General features: G+C 44.3%; 21 protein-coding genes. 6 read left to right on the top strand and 15 right to left on the bottom strand.

The features are described from left to right. Positions 1 to 215: 215 nt before the first annotated feature. Together AC5JPY_RS08500 and AC5JPY_RS08495 are read left to right on the top strand one after the other, a co-directional pair. Positions 216 to 1,055, top strand: a complete 840-nt coding sequence (locus tag AC5JPY_RS08500) for a hypothetical protein (protein ID WP_443525122.1) — start codon at positions 216 to 218, stop codon at positions 1,053 to 1,055. A 450-nt stretch (positions 1,056 to 1,505) separates the two neighbouring features. Continuing rightward, positions 1,506 to 2,030, top strand: coding sequence for a hypothetical protein (locus AC5JPY_RS08495; RefSeq protein ID WP_443525121.1), 525 nt, complete (start codon positions 1,506 to 1,508; stop codon positions 2,028 to 2,030). Between the two features lie 119 nt (positions 2,031 to 2,149). Here AC5JPY_RS08495 and AC5JPY_RS08490 read toward each other — a convergent pair whose 3' ends face one another. Next, complete coding sequence (locus AC5JPY_RS08490; RefSeq protein ID WP_443525119.1) at positions 2,150 to 4,684, bottom strand: Tex family protein; 2,535 nt, start codon at positions 4,682 to 4,684, stop codon at positions 2,150 to 2,152. Between the two features lie 376 nt (positions 4,685 to 5,060). Here AC5JPY_RS08490 and ompR point away from each other — a divergent pair, with 376 nt between their 5' ends. Next, the gene (gene ompR, locus AC5JPY_RS08485; protein WP_319050677.1) at positions 5,061 to 5,819 is read left to right on the top strand and encodes an osmolarity response regulator transcription factor OmpR; all 759 of its coding nucleotides are present in this window, start codon (positions 5,061 to 5,063) and stop codon (positions 5,817 to 5,819) included. A gap of 79 nt (positions 5,820 to 5,898) precedes the next feature. After that, positions 5,899 to 7,110 carry a CobW family GTP-binding protein gene (locus AC5JPY_RS08480; protein WP_443525116.1) on the top strand — a complete coding sequence of 404 codons (1,212 nt, stop codon included), beginning with the start codon at positions 5,899 to 5,901 and terminating at the stop codon, positions 7,108 to 7,110. A 130-nt stretch (positions 7,111 to 7,240) separates the two neighbouring features. On the opposite strand, the gene AC5JPY_RS08475 is transcribed toward AC5JPY_RS08480, so the two are convergent. From AC5JPY_RS08475 to ubiG, 4 genes are all read right to left on the bottom strand, one after another. Continuing rightward, complete coding sequence (locus AC5JPY_RS08475) at positions 7,241 to 7,507, bottom strand: DksA/TraR family C4-type zinc finger protein (RefSeq protein ID WP_201600864.1); 267 nt, start codon at positions 7,505 to 7,507, stop codon at positions 7,241 to 7,243. 146 nt (positions 7,508 to 7,653) lie between these two features. Further along, positions 7,654 to 8,502, bottom strand: coding sequence for a YciK family oxidoreductase (locus tag AC5JPY_RS08470; RefSeq protein ID WP_443525114.1), 849 nt, complete (start codon positions 8,500 to 8,502; stop codon positions 7,654 to 7,656). 126 nt (positions 8,503 to 8,628) lie between these two features. Next, positions 8,629 to 9,339, bottom strand: coding sequence for an HAD family hydrolase (locus tag AC5JPY_RS08465; RefSeq protein ID WP_319050680.1), 711 nt, complete (start codon positions 9,337 to 9,339; stop codon positions 8,629 to 8,631). A 68-nt stretch (positions 9,340 to 9,407) separates the two neighbouring features. After that, entirely contained in the window at positions 9,408 to 10,241 is an 834-nt protein-coding gene (gene ubiG / locus AC5JPY_RS08460) for a bifunctional 2-polyprenyl-6-hydroxyphenol methylase/3-demethylubiquinol 3-O-methyltransferase UbiG (RefSeq protein WP_443525113.1), read from the bottom strand. 501 nt (positions 10,242 to 10,742) lie between these two features. Between ubiG and AC5JPY_RS08455 the strand changes: the two genes are divergently transcribed. Beyond that, complete coding sequence (locus AC5JPY_RS08455) at positions 10,743 to 11,363, top strand: thiol:disulfide interchange protein DsbA/DsbL (protein WP_443525112.1); 621 nt, start codon at positions 10,743 to 10,745, stop codon at positions 11,361 to 11,363. Between the two features lie 138 nt (positions 11,364 to 11,501). On the opposite strand, the gene yjgA is transcribed toward AC5JPY_RS08455, so the two are convergent. The 8 genes from yjgA to mazG form a co-directional block, all read right to left on the bottom strand. Continuing rightward, the gene (gene yjgA / locus AC5JPY_RS08450) at positions 11,502 to 12,014 is read right to left on the bottom strand and encodes a ribosome biogenesis factor YjgA (RefSeq protein WP_319050683.1); all 513 of its coding nucleotides are present in this window, start codon (positions 12,012 to 12,014) and stop codon (positions 11,502 to 11,504) included. Positions 12,015 to 12,063: 49 nt separating this feature from the next. Next, complete coding sequence (gene rapZ / locus AC5JPY_RS08445) at positions 12,064 to 13,029, bottom strand: RNase adapter RapZ (protein ID WP_443525110.1); 966 nt, start codon at positions 13,027 to 13,029, stop codon at positions 12,064 to 12,066. A gap of 68 nt (positions 13,030 to 13,097) precedes the next feature. After that, the gene (gene panC, locus AC5JPY_RS08440) at positions 13,098 to 14,000 is read right to left on the bottom strand and encodes a pantoate--beta-alanine ligase (protein ID WP_443525108.1); all 903 of its coding nucleotides are present in this window, start codon (positions 13,998 to 14,000) and stop codon (positions 13,098 to 13,100) included. A gap of 52 nt (positions 14,001 to 14,052) precedes the next feature. Then, positions 14,053 to 14,853 (bottom strand): 3-methyl-2-oxobutanoate hydroxymethyltransferase, encoded by an 801-nt coding sequence (gene panB, locus AC5JPY_RS08435; RefSeq protein WP_443525106.1) that lies wholly within the window; start codon positions 14,851 to 14,853, stop codon positions 14,053 to 14,055. Positions 14,854 to 14,971: 118 nt separating this feature from the next. After that, positions 14,972 to 15,550, bottom strand: a complete 579-nt coding sequence (folK, locus tag AC5JPY_RS08430; RefSeq protein WP_443525105.1) for a 2-amino-4-hydroxy-6-hydroxymethyldihydropteridine diphosphokinase — start codon at positions 15,548 to 15,550, stop codon at positions 14,972 to 14,974. Positions 15,551 to 15,582: 32 nt separating this feature from the next. Further along, a complete protein-coding gene (pcnB, locus tag AC5JPY_RS08425; protein WP_443525103.1) occupies positions 15,583 to 17,805 on the bottom strand; it encodes a polynucleotide adenylyltransferase PcnB in 2,223 nt (740 codons plus the stop codon). Between the two features lie 166 nt (positions 17,806 to 17,971). After that, the gene (locus AC5JPY_RS08420; protein WP_443525101.1) at positions 17,972 to 18,349 is read right to left on the bottom strand and encodes a ComEA family DNA-binding protein; all 378 of its coding nucleotides are present in this window, start codon (positions 18,347 to 18,349) and stop codon (positions 17,972 to 17,974) included. Further along, positions 18,333 to 19,196, bottom strand: a complete 864-nt coding sequence (gene mazG / locus AC5JPY_RS08415) for a nucleoside triphosphate pyrophosphohydrolase (RefSeq protein ID WP_443525100.1) — start codon at positions 19,194 to 19,196, stop codon at positions 18,333 to 18,335. Before mazG ends, AC5JPY_RS08420 begins: the two co-directional genes overlap by 17 nt. A 244-nt stretch (positions 19,197 to 19,440) precedes the next feature. Here mazG and AC5JPY_RS08410 point away from each other — a divergent pair, with 244 nt between their 5' ends. Further along, on the top strand, positions 19,441 to 20,934 hold the full coding sequence (locus AC5JPY_RS08410; protein WP_443525098.1) for a phosphohexomutase domain-containing protein: 1,494 nt from the start codon (positions 19,441 to 19,443) through the stop codon (positions 20,932 to 20,934). Between the two features lie 101 nt (positions 20,935 to 21,035). Here AC5JPY_RS08410 and AC5JPY_RS08405 read toward each other — a convergent pair whose 3' ends face one another. Both AC5JPY_RS08405 and pgi read right to left on the bottom strand, forming a co-directional pair. Further along, positions 21,036 to 22,394: a UDP-glucose/GDP-mannose dehydrogenase family protein gene (locus tag AC5JPY_RS08405; protein ID WP_443525096.1), complete on the bottom strand. Its 1,359-nt coding sequence runs from the start codon at positions 22,392 to 22,394 to the stop codon at positions 21,036 to 21,038. Positions 22,395 to 22,458: 64 nt separating this feature from the next. Continuing rightward, positions 22,459 to 24,129, bottom strand: coding sequence for a glucose-6-phosphate isomerase (pgi, locus tag AC5JPY_RS08400; protein ID WP_443525094.1), 1,671 nt, complete (start codon positions 24,127 to 24,129; stop codon positions 22,459 to 22,461).

The following is a 24,129-nucleotide window of genomic DNA, read 5'->3' as shown; positions in this document are numbered from 1 at the left end:
ATACAAAAAGGCGTATCAAACTTATAGCGGAAATTTAAAAACAGTTTTGACACGCTAATTATTTAAGAAAAAAGAAAACGAAAAAATAAGTAAACGTATTGGTTAAAGGATTAAGTATTGCTTAAAGAAGTGATACTAGACATAAGAATAGTTCTAGCTTCTTATAAGATAGAGAAACAGCAGGATTGCTAATATTAACTAAAAAGGAAATAACGATGAAATACAATGTATTAACAGCAGCCATATTAAGTTCAGGTTTTGCTTTTTTTGCCAGTTCGGCTAATGCCGCCATGGTGACGGACGGTCATGGCAACGTTGGTTACGACAGCTATGAAGAGTGCGTAACTGCCGTTCGAGATGGCTCAGCCAAATTCTATACCCCATATACGTATCAAAACCCAAAACGCCAAGCTGGTGAAGCAACTGTCGGCAAAATGCGATTGTCTGAAGTTATGATCCCTCAGAGCGTCGTCAATAACAATAATTTGCCTACTAGTAACTATTCAGCTGGTGCTTGTGACTTAGGTGTTGGTCAAGCAAACGGTCGCTATGGTGTATCAGGAGATTTGGTCGGCAAGTACATCCCTATTGCAGCTGACATGCCTGTCAACGTCTACATGGACAGTGCAGGAAACCCTGTACGCCTGAGCATGCAACAATGTGATAACCATTTTGGCGGCAAGTTCCCTACTCCTATCGTAGGTGAGGTAGCAGCGCCAGAAGCACAACTCGCTATCGCTGAAGCACGTAGCGTAGAACCAGTGATGATTGAGACCACCCGTGTCATCCGCCCTACAAGTTACAGAGTTAAAGAAGTTATCCTCGTGCCAGAAAACCAAGTCAAAAGTATTAATACAGCCAGAGGAGATGCCATTGCCATTGAAAACAGTGCCAATGACACGGTTATCGTTGGGAAAAAAGCAGATGCTGATGTTATTAATAATATAGCAGTGACTCAGAGCTATCCTGTGATAGACCTATCTGATGATGCTGATAGTGACAATCAGCAACGCTCAATGAATTCTGATGATACTGAATACATGATTATCCAATAAAAACGGTGATGCATGTACCAATAATCATAGAGCTTGATTTCATAACATCACAAGAATATACCAAGCTGTTAGAACTTTAATGAGTTTACTACTGAAATACCAGCTATATAGCTGGTATTTTGTTTTTACCAATTAGAACAAGGTTAAATCAAAAGCTGATCACATTTATATATGCCCTGATTTAAGTCGGTTTATATTTAATTCGTTTCATATATAGGTCACTTTATATTCAAAGCAGTTTATATCTAAATTACTTATTAATATCTAAGCTATTTATTATAAGTTACCTCATATAAGTTACTTTGTTTAAAACACTTTAGCTGAGTGATTGTATTTGGATATAGATGTTAGGACTTGGGTATATAGATCAGTTTTCAATTATTAATTTATAGGTTTTGGAGCTTTACAATGAAAAAGAACGTTTTATCTTTAATCGTAGGAACTACTCTTATGTTACCAGCTGTAGCAATGGCTGCCCCTATGGGAAACAGTGACATTATGCCAGCAGATATGCGTAGCACGGCCGTTGACAATACTTTACGAGCTGAAATAAAAGGTCCTGATGGTGAGCTACTGGCTACCCAACCTGGCGCTGTTGATATCGATGAGTCTGATGCCGACGATATGGACGACGAAACCGATGACATGGGTGACGAAGCCGATGATATGATGCGTAATAAGGCCAACAATAATGCCGCTTTGAGAAACAACGCCCAGGTATCTACCAATGCTGCAGCAATGACTGCGGCGCCAACTGCTCAAGTTCCTGCACGTAACGTCCAGACACCTAACATGCAGCACAGCAATGCAAACTATCAACCATTGATTGCAGGCGAAGCTGCTTCCGATAACAAGATGGCAGATACCGCTAGTACTTTACAAGAAAAGAAAAAAGACAAGCGCGGTGAATTACTAGCCACACAGCCAGCCAATGTACAGTTCAAAGAAAACCGCCGTATTGCGGTATCGCGTTAAGACTAACGATTTCTTGAGTTAATCAATGTTTTATCACTGATTTACCGAACATAAAAAGGCAGCCATATGGCTGCCTTTTTATGTATTGCGATTGGTATATTACCTATACCGTAGCGTACTTATTTCTTTGTCTTAGTCACGCCAGCTTCTTGTAACAAGGCACCAAGCGTACCCATCTTGCTCGGTGATTCAGCTTTGTCATTTTTGACTGGTTTACTACTGCGGTTACTGTTTGCATTGTCCGGACGCTTGCCGCGTGGTTTAGCGGAACGCTTATCAGTAGCTGGGCGACTATTATTTGGACGGTTGCTATTTGCAGGATTGCTACGTGGACGACTGGTTTTTTCGCCATCCGTATCTGTAGTCGCTGTACGTGCAGGTTTCTCAGATTCAGGTTTCATACTAAAACCGATACGCCCACGTTTTTCATCGATAGAAATAACACGTACCGATACGATATCACCTGGCTTGACGCGGTTCATAGGATCTGCGACAAAGTCATTGGCCATCTGTGAGATATGTACCAGACCATCCTGATGTACCCCTACATCAACGAAACAACCAAAGGCCGTTACATTGGTGACAACACCTTCTAAGACCATGCCTTCGCTAAGATCTTTGATACCATTTACATCATCACGGAAGTTAGCCGTTTTAAACTCAGGACGAGGATCACGAGCAGGTTTAGCAAGCTCTTCGATAATCGCTTTTACGCTGACATTATCATCGTTAGCCGCTAGTGTGGTCGTATCGATGGCATTCAGCACACCATCATTACCGATAACTTCTGGCAACGGCTTACCCGCTTGTGCCAATAAGCTATCGACCAAGGCATAACTTTCTGGATGTACGCCAGTCGCATCTAGTGGATTGCTACCATTATGGATACGCAAGAAGCCTGCTGCTTGCTCAAAAGTTTTAGCACCTAGGCGTGGGACATTTTTGAGTGCTTCACGACTATCAAAGGCGCCATGCTCACGGCGATACGTGACGATTTGCTGTGCCACATTGCGGTTAAGACCTGCTATGTGAGCTAAGATAGCAGGGCTCGCCGTATTGACGTCCACACCAACCGCATTCACGCTGTCTTGAGTGACTTTGTCGAGACTATCCGCTAGCTGGTTCTGGTTCACGTCATGCTGATACTGACCAACACCGATAGCTTTCGGATCGACTTTGACAAGCTCTGATAACGGATCTTGCAGGCGACGTGCGATAGAAACGGCACCGCGTACAGAGACATCTAAGTTAGCAAGCTCATCACTGGCAAGCTCGCTCGCTGAATAGACAGACGCGCCTGACTCATTAACGATAACAGCTTTAGCTTTCAGTGCATCATTTGCCGCTAGAATCTCTTTAATCATCGCATCGGTTTCGCGGCTTGCCGTACCATTACCGATAGCCACTAGGTCTACATTATAAGTGCCTAATAGCTCATCAATGACTGTTTTGGCTTCAGTCATTTTGTTATCAGGTGCAAATGGATAAACCGTCGCGATGACAGGCTTTTCTTCGCTGTCTAGCATCACGTGACCTTGAGCGTTCACGATAGCCATCTTTACGCCATGACGGATACCAGGATCAACGCCCAAAATCACTTTGGGGCCTGCTGGTGCAGACATGAGTAGATGCTGTAAGTTGCTAGCGAATACATCAATCGCATCCGCTTCTGCGGCTAGACGCTTTTCAGTCAACAAGCGATGCTCGATATGCGGACGCCATTTGTCTTTCCACAAGCTACTGGCCGCTTCCGTCAAAAATTCACGACGTGCAGCCGGTGCTTTGGCATCAATATCAAAATTGCTAATGATTTTTTCGATAAAGGGGGCATCCTCGCCTTCAATCTTTAGACCCAAGACGTTCTCTTGACGACCACGTAGCATTGCGAGTAGACGATGATTTGGGAGACGAGCTAGGCTTTCGCTATGTTCAAAATAGTCTTTGAACTTCTCGCCCACTTCGCGCTTTTCTTCGCTCGCAACACTCGATACGATACTGGCAGTTTTGGCAAAACCACTACGCAAGTTATCTAGCAAGCCTAGTGCCTGTGTCCATTCATCAACGATAATTGCCTGTACGCCCGCGAGCTGTTTTTCAATATCGCTAAAATCAACTTCAATCTCATTACCACTATCATCAGTAATACTTGATTGGACTTGATAATCAGTCAATGCGTCAGTCGGAGTGATTTCTTGCGTCAATACTGCTTGTGCAGCAACATCGAGACCTGCGGCACGCGCTTTGGCAGCAGGTGAACGACGACGTGGACGATATGGCAGATAGATATCTTCAAGCTCAAGCTTAGAGGTCGCATTATCGATACGCGCCTGTAGCTCATCAGTCAGATTGCCCTGTGTACTGAGTAGCTCCAAGATCTTGAGGCGACGTGTAGCCATATCACGCTCATAGTTCAAAGACTTCTCTAGTGCACGCAGCTGTGCATCGTCCAGATTTTGCGTCTTTTCTTTGCGGTAACGCGCAATAAAAGGAACAGTCGCGCCTTCATCATAAAGTTTCACAAACGCATTGACTTGAGCAGTCTTAATGCCAAGCGCGCGAGCAAGCTTGTCGTGAATATTCGCGTGTGTGGTTGCATCCAAAACCTGTGCATTTGTCGAGGCTTGAGATGACGTTAAGGTATCAGTGCTACTCATATACGTATCAATCGTTGAGAAATGTAGTTTTGCATTATAGCAAAAGCTGCATGAATAAAAATCCTTTTTATCTTTTCGTTATTTATCGTCTATTTTGTGGCGCAAATCGTTTTGTATCAAACGTTCCATGGCTTCGTTAAACAAACGCATACAGCATTTGTCCTTATGAGTGATGCAATTGGCGGTGCAATCTTATACACTAAAGTATCAATGACACAAATATCGATATGCGTTGACATATTGAACAATAGTTTTTGATTTTGTGACGTATCTATTTTGCCCAATAATTAAATAATGGCAACCAATAGCAATGTTTTACTCATCGCTTTTGACTCGTAGTTTCTGCTAACAATAATTTTTATAAAAGGATGCCTGTATGACTGATAATAACAGCCCAGATACTTTGACTCAGCGTATTTTAGTCGTCGATGACGATGCCCGTCTGCGCTCTTTGCTGCAGCGCTTTCTAGAAGACGACGGGTTTGTGGTTCGTACTGCTCACGATGGCAGTCAAATGGACAAACTCATGCAGCGCGAGCTTTTCTCTCTGGTCGTACTAGATTTGATGTTGCCAGGTGAAGACGGTATCAGTATCTGTAAACGCTTACGCGAAGACAATGCTGACATCCCAATTATCATGCTGACCGCCAAAGGTGGCGATGCAGATCGCATCGCAGGTCTAGAAGCAGGTGCAGATGACTATCTGCCAAAGCCTTTTAATCCAAAAGAGCTATTGGCGCGTATCAAAGCAGTATTACGTCGTCAGAATCGTGAGCTCCCAGGCGCACCAAGTCATCAATTAGAAGTGGTTGAGTTTGGTCCATGGACCCTAGACTTATCAACTCGTACGCTCAAGCGCGACGGCAATGTAGTGACGCTTACCACAGGTGAGTTCTCAGTGCTCAAAGCCTTGGTACAACATCCACGTGAGCCGTTGACACGCGATAAGCTGATGAATCTTGCTCGCGGGCGCGAATGGGGTGCGATGGAGCGATCTATTGACGTACAGGTATCACGTCTACGTCGTCTGATTGAGGATAATCCTTCACAAGCGCGTTATATTCAAACGGTATGGGGTGTCGGCTATGTGTTCGTCCCTGACGAGGCTGAGGCAGACACCGTCAAAAGCGAGTAGCTTCTGACTACTATCATTTTCTTTTAGTAAGGGCCGTGTTCGGTAACTCACAAATACGGTCTATATAATGAGTATTTGTGTGAAGAACTCTGTTATTTTTCAAAATATACCCTGCACGTTAGTGACAGGGTTTTTAGGTGCTGGCAAAACCACAGTGATTAATCAGTTGCTTGCCGCAAAGCCTGATAACGAACGCTGGGCTTTACTGATCAATGAGTTTGGTCGTATCGGTATTGATGGTGCACTCTTAGCAAGCTCACAAGACAGCACGCTTGAGCAAAAGAACATTGCCATTCGTGAAGTCAGTGGCGGCTGTATTTGCTGTACCAGTCAGTTGCCCTTACAAATAGCGATCAGTCGTCTACTCAGTGACCATCATCCACAGCGACTCCTTATCGAGCCTACAGGGTTAGCTCATCCGCGCGAGCTTATATTACAGCTCAGTGCCCCGCACTGGCAGACAGCTTTGAAAATGAGCGCCGTGATCACTGTACTGAGCGCTGAGCAGTGGCAACAAACTAAATACCGTCATCATGATGGCTTTCAAGCGCATATCCGTGATGCCGATGTACTGATCATCAATCGCTATGCTCAATTGAGTAGTAACGAAAAACAATCCTTGGTAGAGTGGATAGCCAAGCTCAATTCACAAGTAAAAATTGTTTGGGCAGTATCTGAACAAGTAGTGCCTGATATAGCAGGCTCGTCAAATACCCCTTTAGCACATAACTACTTAGCAACGCTAAACGAGCAACTGCATAAGCCCAGCGCTATCATTTCAAACCAACGCAAAGTCAACATCGCTCATAATCAAAAACCTACGCTTGGCTCACTGTCACAGCCAAGCACTTTGGGAGTTTCATCATCTTCGAACGGTATTGGGGATGAGGATGAGACTCAAGCTAATACTGATACCGAATTACCCTATCGATATCATGAAGAGCAGCAAGATTTTCAGCTGGCTGGATGGCGATTGCCTACACACTACGTGCTAGACGCTGATGAATTACAAAACTGGCTATTAGCACTGCCAAACTGGCAGCGTATCAAAGGCGTCGTACATACTTCAGATGGCTGGCTGCAACTCAACTTCAATCCTGGCAGTATAACTACCAAGACAATTGATGCACAGACTGACAGTCGGTTGGAGGTTATCTTACAGTTAGGCAATACTGTCGATACAAATATAGAAAAAATAGAGACCGCATCCCATACTAAATCCTCATCAGACTCTGTAGATTGGGAAGCTTTTGATCGAGAGTTGATGGCGATGGTTATACAGTCGCTCTAGAATAAAAGCATTAACACAAAAAAATGAACATAAAAAAGCGACCTCTGCTATGTAGAACAGGGGTCGTTCTTTTGTGCTCATTCTGACTTCTCTTACCCAAAGTTGCTTAGCTCTTGCTAAAACCATTCAATTAACGCAATTGACTGTCTTTACTACCACGGCGATTGAACAGTTCCGCAGCTTTTGCTTCTTGTTCAAGCTCGGTCTGACAGCTGACACAGTGTTGAATACCAGGAACCGCTAATCGCCGCGCTTCTGGAATAGGGTTACCACATTCATCACATAGCTCAGCACTGATACCTGTAGGCAGCGAACGTCGTGCTCGCTCTAACGCATCGTTGACCGTTGCGTCCATCTGCTCGTGCTCAGCACCATCTCTTGACCAACCACCTGCCATAATCTCATCCTATTTATTTGTCATAATTAGACAATACAAAAGTCTTTAATAACAGATAGATGGGGCTGGTTTTACTGGATTGCAACCTGATAACAACCACTGTATCGTAAATATAACTCGGCAATATTAATTAAAATATTTCGCTGTTAGTTTTTAGGCTGTAGCTCAACAACTTGCCCGCGCACGCCAATGCTGTCGTCACTCATCAGACAGACATAACCTGCCATAATATCCTCAGGTGTTTTTAAACTCATAGGGTTTTCACCTGGATAAGCATGAGCACGCATATTAGTGCGCGTACCGCCAGGATTCACGCAATTAAAACGTAAGTTTGTGGTGTTTTGCGTCTCCTGCGTAAATATATCGCTCATACCCTCTACTGCTTGTTTTGAGAGCGCATAAGCGCCCCAAAATGCGCGAGGATGCGTACCTACTGTACTAGAGGTAAAGACGATAGAGCCGTGATCAGCATCTTTCAATAAGGGAAGCAGGGCTTGGGTGAGCATAAAGGTCGCCGTAAAGTTAACCTTCATCACTTCAGCAAACGTATCGACGTCGTACATCTCAAGCGGGGTCAGTTGCCCAAGCACACCAGCATTATGCAATATGCCATCCAGCTGACCCACTTCTTTGTCGATCAATCCTTCTAACTGCTGCATCTCAGCATAAGTCGCCCCTTCTAGATTCATAGGCAACATTGCAGGCTGCTTACCACCCAGACTTTCGATCTCATCATAGACATATTCAAGCTTGCTACTGGTCCGTCCTAGCAATAGGACTGTGGCACCATAACGAGCATAGGTCAAAGCGGCAACACGGCCGATACCATCACCTGCGCCAGTCACCAAGATAGTCTTACCATCTAGGCAATTGCTAAGTGGCACAAAACTACGAATATCATCATGAGTCAAAGGCTGGAGACGACTGTGGACGGTTTTTTGGTTGTCTTGCTGACTGTTTTGTTGATTGGCTGGCTGGTCAATATGGTCACTCATAGCGTTGCTCACTACTTATCATTTATTATCATGGAATCGTTAAAATATGTGCTTGTCTTTATAGACTGAAATATACCAATAGCTGATAGCTATAAAACTAAAAACTAAAAACTAAAAACTAAAAATTTATAAATAATCAAATTTGCCAGAAGACAACAGCAGTTTGTTTAATTGCTCAGGGGTATCAGCAATATAATCAGCACCCCACTTTTTCAAAGACTTCTGATCTTCAGGCGGAATATAACCATAAGCGGCCAAAATCGTTGGCATACCAGCCGCATTGCCTGCTTCTATATCACGTATATGGTCACCGACGTATAGGACACAACCAGCTGCGCCGCGAGGAATCCCTAGCTTCTCTAATGCCATATACATCGGCTCTGGATCAGGCTTTGATCGGGACACATCATCAGGGCATACCAGAGCGGCACAGCGATCATCTAGTTGCATTTCGCTTAATAGCTTTTCTGCCAGATAACGGGGCTTGTTAGTGACAATTCCCCATGGAACACCTTTTTCTTCCAAATCAGTCAGTACCGCTTCGAGCTCATGAAACACACAGCTGTCCACACAAATATCTGCTTCATAGTCGTCTAAAAACTGCTGACGAAAATCAAGCAATGCGTCATCGCTAACCTCAAGTTGATCATTGTGTCTGAGCATCAATTGCACCATAGCTGACGCACCCGCCGAGACTTGCTCACGGATTGCTGCCTCAGGCGGCGCTTGCCAGTTATTCTCCAAACTCATTTTGCCAATGATACGAACAAAATCAGCAGCAGTATCGATTAACGTCCCATCAAGGTCGAATAAAACAGCTTTTACGAATTGGGTCATAGTGAATGCTCTTGAGATTGATCATGTATTTAGTGAATTACAGTGAATAGAGGTAATTGACGCCAGTATCAAGCCAATGGCTTTTGGACTGCCATCATATAATTAACATCGACGTTTTGGGCAAGCCAATAACGCTTAGTCAATGGATTGTAATGCAAGCCAATAATATCTTGACGGACAAACCCCGTGTCTATTGCCATCTTGTCTAATTCAGCTGGCGTGATGAACTTGGCATAGTCATGGGTACCGCGATCAAGCAATCGTAGTACGTACTCCGCCCCCACGATAGCAAACAGATACGACTTGGGGTTTCGGTTGATTGTCGACAGCACACAGACACCGCCAGGGGCTAGCAGCTCATAACAAGCCTGCACAATCGAGCTGGGATCAGGAACGTGCTCAAGCATTTCCATACAGGTTACGACATCGAACTGACCCGCATGCGTCTTTGCCAGCGCTTCTACTGGGATATGCTGGTAGCGTAAAGTGCTTTCTAATCCACTTTGTTCTGCGTGCAACGCCGCCGCTTTCAAGTTTTCGGTACCTAGGTCGATTCCTGTCACATCAGCATTGCGACGTGCCATAGACTCTGCCAATATGCCACCGCCGCAGCCAACATCAAGTACTTTTTTTCCAGCAAGTCCTTGTTCAGCTGTTTTGGCAGGCGTACCATTATTACTAGTATCACCCTGATAGCCACGTTTGATGTTTTCTTCTATCCAGTTCAAACGTAATGGATTGATCTCATGCAGAGTGGCAAAGGCACCTGTATTGCTCCACCATTCGCTTGCCAAATTATTGAATTTCTCGACTTCGCTAGGATCTACATTGACAGTATTAGCCGATTTATTATTTATGTTTTCGTCGTTTGAAGATGACGAAGCAGGTAAGGCTGAGCTCATAGGATTGTCCTTGATTACTATTATAGTTGTTATCGTATGCAGTGCACGATTATGTGTTCAATATTAGCATGGCAGCTGCGAATTTGTCGTAAGTACATCGTCACTGATTGTGAATAGGTTTGGTAAATACACATTTTTTATGAGTTATCACCTTGTCGCAGGCATTATTTGTTCGCATTATTCGTAATCATCACGGAGCAAGGATCATGATAAGTGTTGGCGAGACAAGGCCAAACAAGCTAAGACTGAAAAGCGCTAAGCAATATGTCTTCAATAATAGCTAACAGCTTTACAACTGTCGGTTAAGAATCCGATTCACAAGTGTATGCATTTTGCGTTATCATAGTCGATACCTTAATACTGCTGTATCGTTCGACTATACTTGGCGCTGCATCATTCAAACACGGTGAAAACTGCATATTGCAAATATCATGCGTTTGAAAGCCACCAGTGCATAAACCTCTTAACGAACTCCAAATCCCTACACCTCAAGGATAAAGTATGAAACGTGTCATGACACTGACTGGTCTAGCGATGGCCATTGGGCTTGCTTCTATGGGCGCACAAGCTGCGGACTATGTCGCTGGAAAAGATTATCGCGTACTAGACAATCCAGAAACCATCAGCGGTGATGCTATCATTGTTCGTGAGTTTTTCTGGTATGGCTGCCCGCATTGTAATGTTCTTGATCCGCATATGGAAAAATGGGCAAAAACCAAAGACAAAGATGTCGTGTTTTTTAGAACACCAGCAGCGCTCAACCCTGTTTGGGAAGCCAATGCACGTGGTTTTTACTCCGCTCAGCTTTTGGGCTTTGAAGACAAAACTCATGCTGCGTTGTTTGATGCCATCCATAAAGACGGCAAAAAACTGTTTGATCAATCATCATTGAGCAAATGGTATGCATCAAAAGGGGTGAACGAGAAGAAATTCAACAGTCTTTATAACTCATTTGCAGTGGGTACAAAAATTGGTCGCTCACAAGCAGGTGCTAAACGTTATCAACTGTCTGGCGTACCAGCCGTCGTTGTACAAGGCAAATATGTGGTAACTGGTGAAGATGCTAAAGTACCTAAAGTTGTTGAATATTTAGTCGATAAAGCGCGTGCTGAGAAAAAATAATTGAAGCAAGTGCAAATCGAAACAACCTAGTGAACCTAGTGATACATACAATATGAATCACTAGGTGATAAAAAAAAGCCAATCATAATTGATTGGCTTTTTTATGCTCTAAAATATAATCGATATTATTATGTGTGTCTATTTTTTCAACTGCGACAAAATCGCTACTTCGCGTATATAGCTTGCCAAATCTTCTTTCGATTCTGCCAGTAGCTCATCGTCTTGCATATGCTTGGCATACTCAATCCATAGCAGTAATTGATACATACTGTTGTGCTCAGAAGCTTTGTATTGCTTGACGAATTGCTTGAGCGTTCCTTCATCATTGATATTTAAACGATCGTACCAGCTTTCTATTTTAGAGACTTGCTCTTTTGGAAAGAATGCATCAAACAATGCTTTGACAAGTTCGTGACGGTTTTCTTCACTGATAAGTTTGCCAACGCGCTTAGTCTGACGGTTGCGAGCATTAGCACTGGTAATGTCAGCCAATGCCATGAGCTCAGCCATAAAGTAATCACTGGCAGGTAGAGTCTTTAGCTGCTTTTTTGATAAGCTTGCGAGCGGTATAGACAATTGCTGTAAACGCTCATGGGCTTTTTTGAGTTCTGTGCGCGAGACGCGCATGTCCTGTTCTTTCCAGTCGATCATAAAAGCGTTCCAAAATAATAAGTAATAAAATGAATAGGGTCGAAATGGATTACCAACGGCTTTTTTCGCGGTGCTTTGCCAATACTTTGACGCCTTGTGGCATGGTATCAGTGAGGCGGCGCTGCAGGTGATCAGTAATAAATACTGAACGATGTTTACCGCCTGTACAGCCAATGGCAACGGTTACCGTATGACGATTATTGTGCAAGAACTCGGGCAGCCAGCGCGTCAAAAACTTATCAATGTCATTGAGCATCTCTGTCACTTCAGGATAGTCGCTAAAAAAGGCATCCACTTCAACGTCAAGACCAGTCGATGCGCGCAGCTTAGGATTCCAATGCGGATTGGGTAAGATCCTAACGTCAAATACAAAGTCCGCATCAATGGGACTGCCATATTTAAAACCAAAAGATAGCAAATTAATGACGATTTGATTGTCCACACCAACATGTTCGCGCAAGCTGTCTTTTAGCTGATGGATGTTTAAACTACTGGTATCGATGGTGATATCTGCATGAGCAGAAATTGGCTCCAACAGCTCTACTTCTTTTTTGAGTGCAGCAGGCAAATTAAATGCAATGTGTCTGGCGTTGTCGCTATCGACATCTTGAGACATTAGCGGATGGACGCGGCGCGTCGCATTAAAACGTGCAATTAGCGTACTCTCTTGCGCTGTCACATATAGGACTTGTACTGCCTGCGCCCCATAAGTTTTTCGTAATAACTCATGTGTTGCTGCAAAGTTAGACAGATCAGCGCGCGGCGTGCGAATATCAACCCCAAGGGCAATACGATTGATACCGCTCTCACCAATCAGCTTGTGTGCCGCATTGGGTAACAATGACAAGGGTAGATTATCAATAGAATAATATCCCAGATCTTCTAGAATGTTCAACACCGAGGTTTTCCCCGATCCTGAACGACCTGATACCACCAAGATGCTGAGCTTATCGGTTGATACTTGAGGCGTTGTCGATGCTGTATTATTATCGCTTTGATCCTGACGTGTATCCATGCTCTATTCATCCCATCTAGTACATTACGGTATAAAAAAGCTAACCCATTGTCATTAACTGATAATCACTAATTAATAGCCACTAACTGATTGTCCAATAACCGTGCACGCCCTAACCAAGCTGCGACCAAAATAACGAGGTTTTTATTTTCTGCATTGAAGATTATTGAATCATTAGTCATAGCGTCTAGATCTTCAGTTTTTACTTCTAAATAGTCAATCACAAAACCTGCGTCGCTAATACGCTTACGTGCGTCTGCTAGCAATGTTTCAAACGCTTGCTGACTAATCCTGCTATTTGTTAATTTTTCGGCTAAATCTTGTAATGCTTGATGCAATATAGGCGCCGTATTTCTTTCAGATGTGCTTAAGTACTGATTGCGTGATGACAGTGCTAGCCCATCATCAGAACGAACAATAGGGGCGCCGATGATCTCGATGGGATAGCTCAAATCACGCACTAACTGCTTAATGATAGCCAGCTGCTGGTAATCTTTTTGTCCAAAGACGGCGATATCTGGTTGTACAATATTGAATAGCTTGGAGACCACAATACCCACACCATCAAAATGACCGGGACGTGATTGACCGCATAATTGATTGGCAATCTCACCAGCCAACACGCTGGTGGGTGGTGGCAATACGGGATACATCTCTTCGATACTAGGGGCAAACACGTAATCTGTACCCACTGTCGCAAGCTTAGCCACGTCTTCGTCTAACGTACGCGGATAACTGTCAAAATCTTCACCCACGCCAAACTGAGTAGGATTCACAAAAATGCTCACGACAACCACATCCGCATGCTGCTTGGCAATTTTTACCAGCTCAAGATGACCGTCATGCAGATTGCCCATCGTTGGTACTAGAGCAATACGCTGCACACCTTTTTCCTTGGTATGCTGCTGACCACGGCAAGACTGCAAAACCTCACGTAACGACGAGATATGATGATGAATGATAGGAGACATGGTAATTTTTTCTTTTATTAAAGCGTTCTGTTATGTAAAAGCGTCAACGAGATTAATCGAATTGATGTTGTTCAGTTGGAAAGCTGCCTTCGCGTACTGACTGTTGATACAAAGCAAAAGCACCCTCGATGCTGTTTGCATCATTGCGCTCATCGGTCAGAAAATCATGTACAAAGCGTGGCACACGCCCATGTACCATACCAAGCATGTCATGCATAACGAGTACCTGACCGTCGGTATCTGCGCCTGCTCCGATACCGATAACAGGTACCGCGACCGCTTCTGTGACTGCCTTTGCCAGTGCTGCTGGAACACATTCCAACACTAATAGCGCCGCACCTGCATCAACGACCGCTTTAGCATCAGCGAGTAATTTGTCAGCCGCTTCATCACCGCGACCTTGGATTTTATAACCCCCAAAGACATTAACTGATTGCGGCGTCAAACCGAGATGTACACAAGTTGGTGTCCCTGCTTGTGCTAAGGTAGTGACCAGTTCACACAGCTCATTGCCGCCTTCAATTTTGATTACATGCGCGCCTGCCTGCATCAGTTGGCGACTATTGGCAATGGCTTCTGGCAATGTCGCATAGCTCATGAACGGTAGATCAGCCAGTATCAGAGCATGTTTGTTGCTACGGGCAATATTGGCGGTATGATAAGCCATATCGTTGGTTGTCACAGGTATTGTTGAATCATGGCCTTGCACGACCATTCCTAAGCTATCACCAATCAAAATCGTATCGATCTGCGCCTTATCCATCATCCGTGCAAACATTGAGTCATAGCACGTCAAACACGTAAACTTAGTACCGTCTTTTTTAAATTTATTTAAAGTAGATAACGTTGTCATATGACCCTCAATTAACTTGTAGTACCTTTAATTATTGATATCGCTAGCTGTAATTTTGCTGGCAATTGATTACGCTCTCATCGCATAACTTTGAGCATTGACTATGGTTTATTTGATATCAAGCATCTGATAGTAGCTTTAAGCCTGTCCAATCGCAGCTTTGTGAATAGTCACCTATTGGTTTGTCTAGTATAGTCAAATGTGGTGCCAACTCTCGTAATGGTATCAGGACAAAATTACGCTCGCCTAGGCCTTCATGTGGAATCGTTAGCTGCGGTTCAGCGACTTGTATATCTCCATACAACAAAATATCGACATCCAGGCTGCGTTCACCCCAATGACGTAAACGTGCTCGCTTGGCCGACATTTCTAACTGCTGACAAAAGCCAAGCAAATCGAAAGGACTCATTATTGTCTCAAAACCAGCAACTGCGTTAACAAAGTCTGGCTGATCCTGTGGTCCCATTGGCACTGATGCATAAAAAGAAGATACCGTCACTTTACGTATCTTCTCATGATTCTGCATATTTTTAAGCGCTTGCTGCAAATGCTCTATAGGTGATCCTAGCTCGTTAGTCAGATTGCTACCTAAGCCCACATAGCAAGTGAACCAAATGGTCTCGTCAACGCTATTAGTTGCCGATATAGATGTGTTGCTACCCGATACGTTGCCACTATCAAAACTACTTTTACTCATCCTACCACCATTTACAAATCATCCTGAGAACATTAAGCGTTATCGGTACTAGGCTGACGACGGCGACGCTTTGATGGTACAGGGCCTTTACTCTCAGTCACTTTGATAGCAGAGAGTTGGTCACTCGCCATTTGACTGGGTTGAGCAGGTTTATCAGTAGTCGTTTTAGCTGGTCTTTTAGCTCTTGCAGGTGTAGCGACTTTCTTTGCTTCGGTATTTGTCGCTTCTTTGACATCAGCTTTACCAGTCGATTGAGCGACTTGTTTAGGTGCTTTTTTCGCATACTTTGCTGTTGCTGTTGCTGGCGCCTTATCATCAGCTTGTACTTGAGTACTGTCTATGCTGTCAACAGTAGGCTCGCGGCGGCGACGCTTATGCGGAATTGGCTCGTTATTCATACTTACCAATGCAGGTGACCTTGCGATCGAGCGCGTTGGTCTTGCCTGACTAGATGACGAATTAGTCGAATTAGTCTCTGGCAGATCAGTTTTAGTAGGCTGATTCCTATTCTGACGATCAGCTTTGGCTGTTTGCTGCGGTGCATCGCTATCAATAGATGCTCGCTTCTGCGTAGCTTCTTGCTTGTTTACAGGCGCCTTACTGCGCTTTGACGCTTTATCATCTGATAGCTGCTTCCGTAATGGCGGCACGACATTATCATGCTCTATTACAAACAGTGGCGCAGGTTTAGTCTGATGGCGTTTGTTTGCTGATTGATCGTTGCTACTGAGCGATAACTGCTGTAGCTGTGCAAGCTCGCTGCTATCTTGTTTCACCTGCTGCGTATCGTGATGCTTACTACCATTTCGACCTGTTTTAGCTTGGCTGGTAGCGCGGCGACGACGTGCTGGAATATTCGATGGATCGTTTACCATTGTCTGATCATTCCTTCCCTGCCCAGCACTATTACTGGCTTTGCTTTGTTTAGCGCTGTTTTGATTAGATGATGCATTATCAATGGTATTGGCTTCTGGCTTTTGACGATTGCGTCCGCGACCACGTTGTCCTTTTTTGTAGGCACCGCGGCGAATGTTTTCGTCAAACTCATCAATCGCCTGTTGTTGCTCGCGCTCAGACAATGTCTGATATGTCTGCCACCAGTCACCCATATCATTGGTCGACTCTGATAGCGGGTGCTCAGCATCACCGCACTGTTCGCGCAATAACAAAAAGTCAAAACCTGCACGAAAGCGTGGATGCTCAGAGAGCTGAACAATTTGTTTGCTACGAGGAGCGGCAAGTTTTGGCTGCAATATCCAAATATCACGGATAAACTGCTCAGCAAATTTTGGAATTGCTGTCTTGATACGTTGACGGTCAATAACTTTGCCAGCCGCATGCATTTGTGCTTCCGCAAACGGCATATTGCGCTTTTTGGCTTTTGCCAGTTGATGTAAATAGTTTTCCCACAGCAGCGCAGCATAGAAAAATGCTGGATTAATACTTTTGCCAGCAGCGATACGCTTATCAGTATTGATCGCTACTTGGTTGACCAAGGCGCTTGGCTCGGCTGGTGGATAAATAACAAGACTATCAATGGCACCTGACTCAAAAAGTAACGGCAACAGTGGCACTAGATAACCACCAGTAAACATTTTTTGCGTTTCATCATAGAGTCGATGCGGTGATATCTGCTCAAGCAGTGCCCAATTACCATCATGGAATTGCTCAGCCAATGCGTCATCAAACTCAAAGCCTAATTTTGCCTTAAAACGCAGGGCACGGAGCAAGCGCACAGGATCTTCTTCAATACGCACTGGCGCATTACCTAACAGGCGAATGACTCTATTATCGATGTCTTCCAGCGCACCACAAAAATCATGGACGATGCCTTTGAGCGGTTGATAATAGAGCGCATTGATAGAAAAATCACGGCGAGAAAAATCTTGTTGAATATCGCCCCAAACATTGTCACGCAGGATCATACCATCACGATTGGTATTGGCATCGCTGGTTGGCGGACCGCGAAAAGTAGCCACTTCAATCAACTCGCGACCTGAATATACATGCGCTAACTGAAAGCGACGACCGATAATACGGCAACGCTTACCAAAGACATCTTTGATCTCATGTGGTTTGGCATCAGTAACAGCGTCAAAGTCTTTCGGGCGCAAGCCCAATAAAGTATCGCGCACACCACCACCGACGATATAGGCATCAAACCCAGCTCGGGTCAATGTGGCAATCACTTCAGTAATGGAATTGGGTAATTCAGATTTGTTCAGTTCTAACTGCTTGGCGGCACGCTCGGCCATGCATCTACTCCTCGCCGGTATTCTTTAACTACCCCTGAATAACACAGCGTTTATCAGGCGGATGTACCCGCTAGTTTAACAAATTTTGGACGTACTGGGGGTGTTATGACATTTACTTACATGCTATTTTGTCAATATTAGGATTAATTAATGCAAAACGCAGCTATTAATCCACTACGCTTAAACGCTTTTGATTTTTCTCAACTGTTTTTGCCCCAATCCCTTTTACTTTTTCTAACTCGTCAACAGTCCTAAAACCACCAAACATCTCACGATATAGAATAATAGCCTGCGCCTTACTACTGCCAATGCCATCTAATGACACCAGCTCACCTTCACTGGCTCTATTAATATTGATTAATTTTTGCTCACGCGCTTGTATCACAGATTGCTCTTTTGCGATCAAATACTCATAGGCGCGTTTAGGATCATCAAAACAGGGCTCAGAGGCATTAGCCTCAATAGTTGTACCGACAGTCGATACGAGACTAAAGGCCGCTATCATAATCATTCTGGTAAATGACGTTTTATGCTGAGCGTTCATGTTGTTTCGCCGCTTCCCATAGTGCATCCATCTCTGATATATCGCTGTCCTCGACACGCTTGCCACTCGCTGCCAATTGCTCTTCGATATAGCCAAAGCGAGATTTGAATTTGTGCACGCAGGTTAAAGTCGCTGCTTCTGCATCGAGGTTTAGCTTACGTGCGACATTGACGAGCGCAAACATGCAGTCGCCTAATTCTTTTTCGACCTCTCTGATATTGGCTTTGACCTCAGCTGTGGGTTTATTTGTTAGCTCATGCTTGAGTTCAGCAATCTCTTCGTCTAGCTTATCTACCGCACCTGCAATGCCTTCCCAATCAAAACCTAACTTTGACGCTTGCTTTTGTACATCTTGTGCCTGCATCAAAGCACTACCCGCCTTAACCTGATCTAAACGACGTTTTGATTTACCACGTGCCTCGCGAGCTTGCTGTTCTTCCAACTTGATTTCATCCCAGCGCTCTTTTACCGCAGCGTCGTCTTTGAGCGTTTCAGCCTCAAACACATGTGGATGACGGCGAACTAACTTCTCTTGCAAAGTACTGATGACATCGCTCATATCAAAGCGCCCTTGCTCCGCATACATCTGACAATGAAAAACCACCTGCAGTAGCACATCGCCAAGCTCGCCCTTGATATCTTCGTCATCGTCACTTTGTACCGCTTCGCCTAGCTCATAAGCCTCTTCGATAGCATAAGGAATAAGGCTGTGATTGGTTTGCTTTTTGTCCCATGGACAGTCTACTCTTAATCGTGCCATCAACGCTAAAAGATCATCGAGCGATCCGCTAGGGGCTGGTGTTCCTTGTGCCGGCTTCGGCTCGGTAGTAGTATTCATAATACTCATGATGGTAACTCTTATAATTTTATGGGTTAATTATCTACTTAACAGAACGTGTCGCTTATTATTTTATAACTCAATGTAGCGTATATTTGATTTGAATGGTTGATGGGCATATATTTTGACCCTACCTCTCGACACACGCCTCACACCTTTAGTAGTTAGTGTATCATTGAACACAACTTGATTTATAATCGTGCTACGCGCGTTTTAACTCTATCACCGCTCATTCCCAAGGAACTTTATCATTATGTCAACCTCTGCTGCCACCAGCTATCAACCTGCAACGGAATTTACTCCTATTACTATTGATTCGTTTAAAGCGTACGATATTCGCGGCGAGCTGGGCGTCAGTTTAGATGAAGACATAGCCTATCGTATCGGACGAGCATTCGCACAGATTTTGTATCAGCGTTATCAGGCAGCAGTGAAGGCTCAGAATAATGATATGACAGCTCTGAAGCCAGCTATCACTATTGGTAGCGATATTCGTCATTCTAGTGAACAATTAAAACAAGCCGCCATTCAAGGAATAATGGATGCCGGTGTCGACGTTATTGATTTGGGTATGAGCGGTACTGAAGAAGTGTATTTTGCTACCAGCCATTACGACACGCTTGGCGGTATCGAAGTCACTGCCAGCCACAACCCTATCAACTACAATGGCCTAAAACTGGTCAAAGAGCATTCAAAACCAATCAGTGCTGATGATGGATTGGCAGAGATTCAGGCATTGGCAGAATCGGGACAATTCACTACAGACAACCAATCAGGTAAATTGCAGTTATTGACCGATAAAAGCGCGTACATCGATCATGTTATGACTTTTATTGATGTTGATAAGCTCAAGCCACTCAAGCTGGTGATCAACTCAGGCAATGGTAGCGCAGGTCCCGTGGTCGATTTATTAATCGATCAACTGTCCCAAGCTGGTGCACCTATTGAAGTGATTAAGCTGCACCATACCCCTGATGGTAGCTTCCCTAATGGCATCCCTAATCCAATGATTGAAGCCAATAGAGTAGCCACTCAGCAAGCGGTTTTAGAAAACAACGCCGACCTTGGTATTGCTTTTGATGGGGATTTTGATCGCTGCTTCTTATTTGATGAGCGAGGTGAGTTTATCGATGGTAGCTACGTCGTTGGCATGCTCGCCCAAGCGTTTTTGAATAAACATCAAGAACAAAGCGAATCAATCGTCTATGATCCACGTGTCATTTATAATACTGAAGCGGTGATAGAAAAGCACAACGGTAAGGCTGTCATTAGTAAATCTGGCCACTCATTTATCAAGCAAGTCATGCGCAGCTCGGGTGCCGTGTATGGTGGCGAGATGTCTGCTCATCACTATTTCCGTGATTTTTTCTATTGCGATAGCGGTATGATTCCGTGGCTATTGACGATTGAGCTTCTGTCTGTCACTGGCAAGACCTTATCAGAATTAGTCACAGGTTATATTGAAAATTACCCAAGCTCAGGTGAATTAAACTTTCGCCTAACCACCCTCGAGGCACCAACCATTATTGATGCCATTGAAGAAAAATTCAGTTTGGATAATCCTACCAAATCAACTCTAGATGGTTTAAGTCTGAACTTTGGTGACTGGCGCTTTAATTTACGTGCATCGAATACCGAACCACTTATTAGATTGAATATCGAGAGTCGTGGTGATAAAGAACTGCTGACCACTAAAACTCAAACTATTCAGCAATGGCTAGCAGATCAAGGAGCTGTGCCCGCATAGCCTCATCGTTTAGTGCTGATTAGACATTCAAAAAACGCTCACTAATGCTATTTAGTGAGCGTTTTTTGATTAATATGTATTGTGAAAACTATGAAAACAAGCTATTTGGATCGGCCAATACCCATATAGTCCCCTACCAAATCATTGATTTGCGTTCGAGTGAGAGCATTTTGTGCATCAAATATAGGCATCGCTTGCTGATTTATGTTGGCAATATCCAACTGATCTCGCGGTGACCAACTGATAATAAAAATAGCGTTGGCATCGTCCAAGCCTTCGTAAGGGTTAGTAGTCAATTTGAGTAATGGCTGCTGTTGGTAGCGTTCGGCAAGTTCAGCCTGCGCCTTATCACCATACACCAACGTACGTATATTATAAGACCATAACAATGCCAATAGCGGATGAATGGCTGACCCTGCAGTACGTCCTGAACCTGACTTGTAACTGCCGCCCCAAACCATGACGGTTTTATTATCAATAAACCCATCAAAATATTGCCAAAACTTACGAAATATCAATTCTTTTTGATCTGTATTAATATGTACGACAGAATCTAATAAAGGCATATCCAGACTGTTTATTTTGCTCGACTGCTGCAACTTGGTCAGCTCGGTAGGTAGGGTGTTACCACCGAATCCCCATCCTGCTTGTAGATAGCTGCTGCCTACACGCTCATCTAACCCCATTATACGACTGACCTGACTGATATCAACGTTCTGACTATCAGCCAAGCGTGACATTTCATTCATAAAACTCACTCGTGTTGCCAGCATCGCCATGATACTACTACGAGCAAACTCAATCGTTGCGATATCAGCATAATGAGCAGCACGCGCATGCTGCATCAAAGGTTTTAACAAATGTAGTTGTTGACTACTACTCGCTGTTTTTTCACCCAATAGCCATAGCGAAGGGTTCAACATCGAGCTATAGGCATCTCCATCTTGTAAGAATACAAAGGGCACGTAGTACACCCATGCACGCTGCAAACGCTGAGCTAACTCCGATATATGGCCCAATTGCTCAATGCCGCTCATGATGACAGGTATCTTCTGCTGATGGCTTTGATTAAAAGCGGTAATCCAGCTGTCCTCTGTCCATACTGACTGAGCGCTATCAAGGAACAACCAATATAGTGCTGCAAGACTTTGCGTATCGACTTCATTGTGACTTGCAGACTCATAGTGTGCTATTACTGTCTCCGCATTGGCTGGCAATGCTTTACTAATGATGACTTGCTGTTGCTCATACATCTGCCACAATGCTTGCAAATGATGTTCAAAACCATACTGTTGTATCTGCTCAGTCAATAGATCTATATCTGCATAAAGATGCACACGCTGACCAAGACTTGCCAGCACGACCGCACTGGTAATCGCTTCTATACTGTGACCAATGAGCACACTGACTGCAGGCTCACTCATTTGCTTGGTTCCAGATATGTTTTTATATTTAGGCATATAACTGTCATTTGTGGCAGTCTCCATGAGCGTACTTTCCTGTATTGTTGACCCATAACCGTTATTAGGACAACTTTTTAATATGTTGTAATAATTGGTCAGTAGACGTATCAAATTGACCTTGAGACTCTTCTTGCATGGCATCATGGACAGACTCTGCCATTTGTTTACCCATCTCAACGCCCCACTGGTCAAACGGGTTGATATCCCAAATACTGGCCATCACATAGACTTTGTGTTCGTAGAGCGCGATCAGCGCCCCTAAACTATGCGGTGTCAGCTCATCAATAAGTAATGTGGTTGATGGTTGATTACCACGGTAGTACTTGTATTTATCTACACGAGATACTGTTGTTTGATCGACCAGTTCTGTCACGGCAGCATTACCAAAAGCCAGTACCCGACTTTGCGCCAGACAATTGGCTAAAGACAGTTCATGCTGCTGCTGTAATGAAGTATTTTGCGCTTGATCACTATAGCGACGTACGCAAGCGATAAAATCACAAGAGACTTGCTGCGTGCCTTGATGTAGGAGTTGATAAAAGGCATGCTGGGCGTTTGAACCAATTTCTCCCCACAGAATCGGACAAGTATCATAGTCAATATGATCGCCGTACTGAGTGACCGACTTACCATTGCTTTCCATCTCAAGCTGGGTAAGATAGCTCGGTAAATAACCTAGCCTGCCATCATAAGGCAATACCGTATGGGCACTTACTTTCAAAAACGTACTGTTCCATACTGCTAGTAATCCTAACAATACTGGTAGGTTGTCCGAAAAATCAGCTTGTGCAAAGTGCTCATCCATACTATGTGCACCGCTTAACAGCGCTCTGAACCCAGCCATGCCAATACGGATAGCAATGGCAAGCCCAATCGCCGACCATAGAGAAAAGCGCCCGCCTACCCAATCCCAAAGCTCTAACTGGTGCTCAGGGTGAATCCCCCATGTATCCATCTTTGTACTATTGGCCGAGATACCTATAAAATGCCGGCGTAGCACACTATCTTCTGTACCGGCACGCAGTTTCGCTGTAGCAAGCAACCAAGATAACGCTGTCTTAGCATTTGACAAAGTATCAACGGTGCCAAAAGATTTAGAGGAAATAATAAATAAAGTGGTTTCAGGATTTAAGTGCTTGAGCAAATTATCGAGCTGAGTACCATCCATATTGGAGACGAAATGTACCTCGATACTAGTATCTGCCCACTCATCAAGCGCAGTAGTTGCCATCAGTGGTCCAAGGTCGGAACCACCGACTCCAATATTAACAACATCGGTGATGGCTTTTCCTGAGAACCCACGCCACGTTCCGCTACGAACACGCTCGGATAGTCTCGCCACCTGCCCTAGGCTGTGATGTACATCAGCAACAATATTTTGCTCACCTGCTTGTAGCTTTGCCGTCTCAGGTAGACGCAAGGCCGTATGTAACGCCGCACGTTCTTCACTGTTATTGACCATCGCACCTTGCATAAGCGCATCAATTCGAGAGGACAACTCACAGCTGCCTGCTAGCTGTAACAGACTGTCTACTACCTGCTCATCTATGCACTGTTTGCTATAGTCCATATACAATGCACCCGCTTGGGTACTAAAGCGTGTCGTACGGCTACCATCTTGCGCAAATAAATCTGCCAGCGACCATGAGCGCGATGCAAGCGATTGTAAGTGCTCCCAATGCTCAGAGCCACGAGCACGCTTATGTTTTTTGTTGCCTTTTATCTCTTCCAT

This window comes from Psychrobacter sp. H27, from assembly GCF_059072655.1.
Note: the sequence above shows the minus strand (reverse complement) of the source record. Positions and strands in the feature narration are given on the sequence as shown.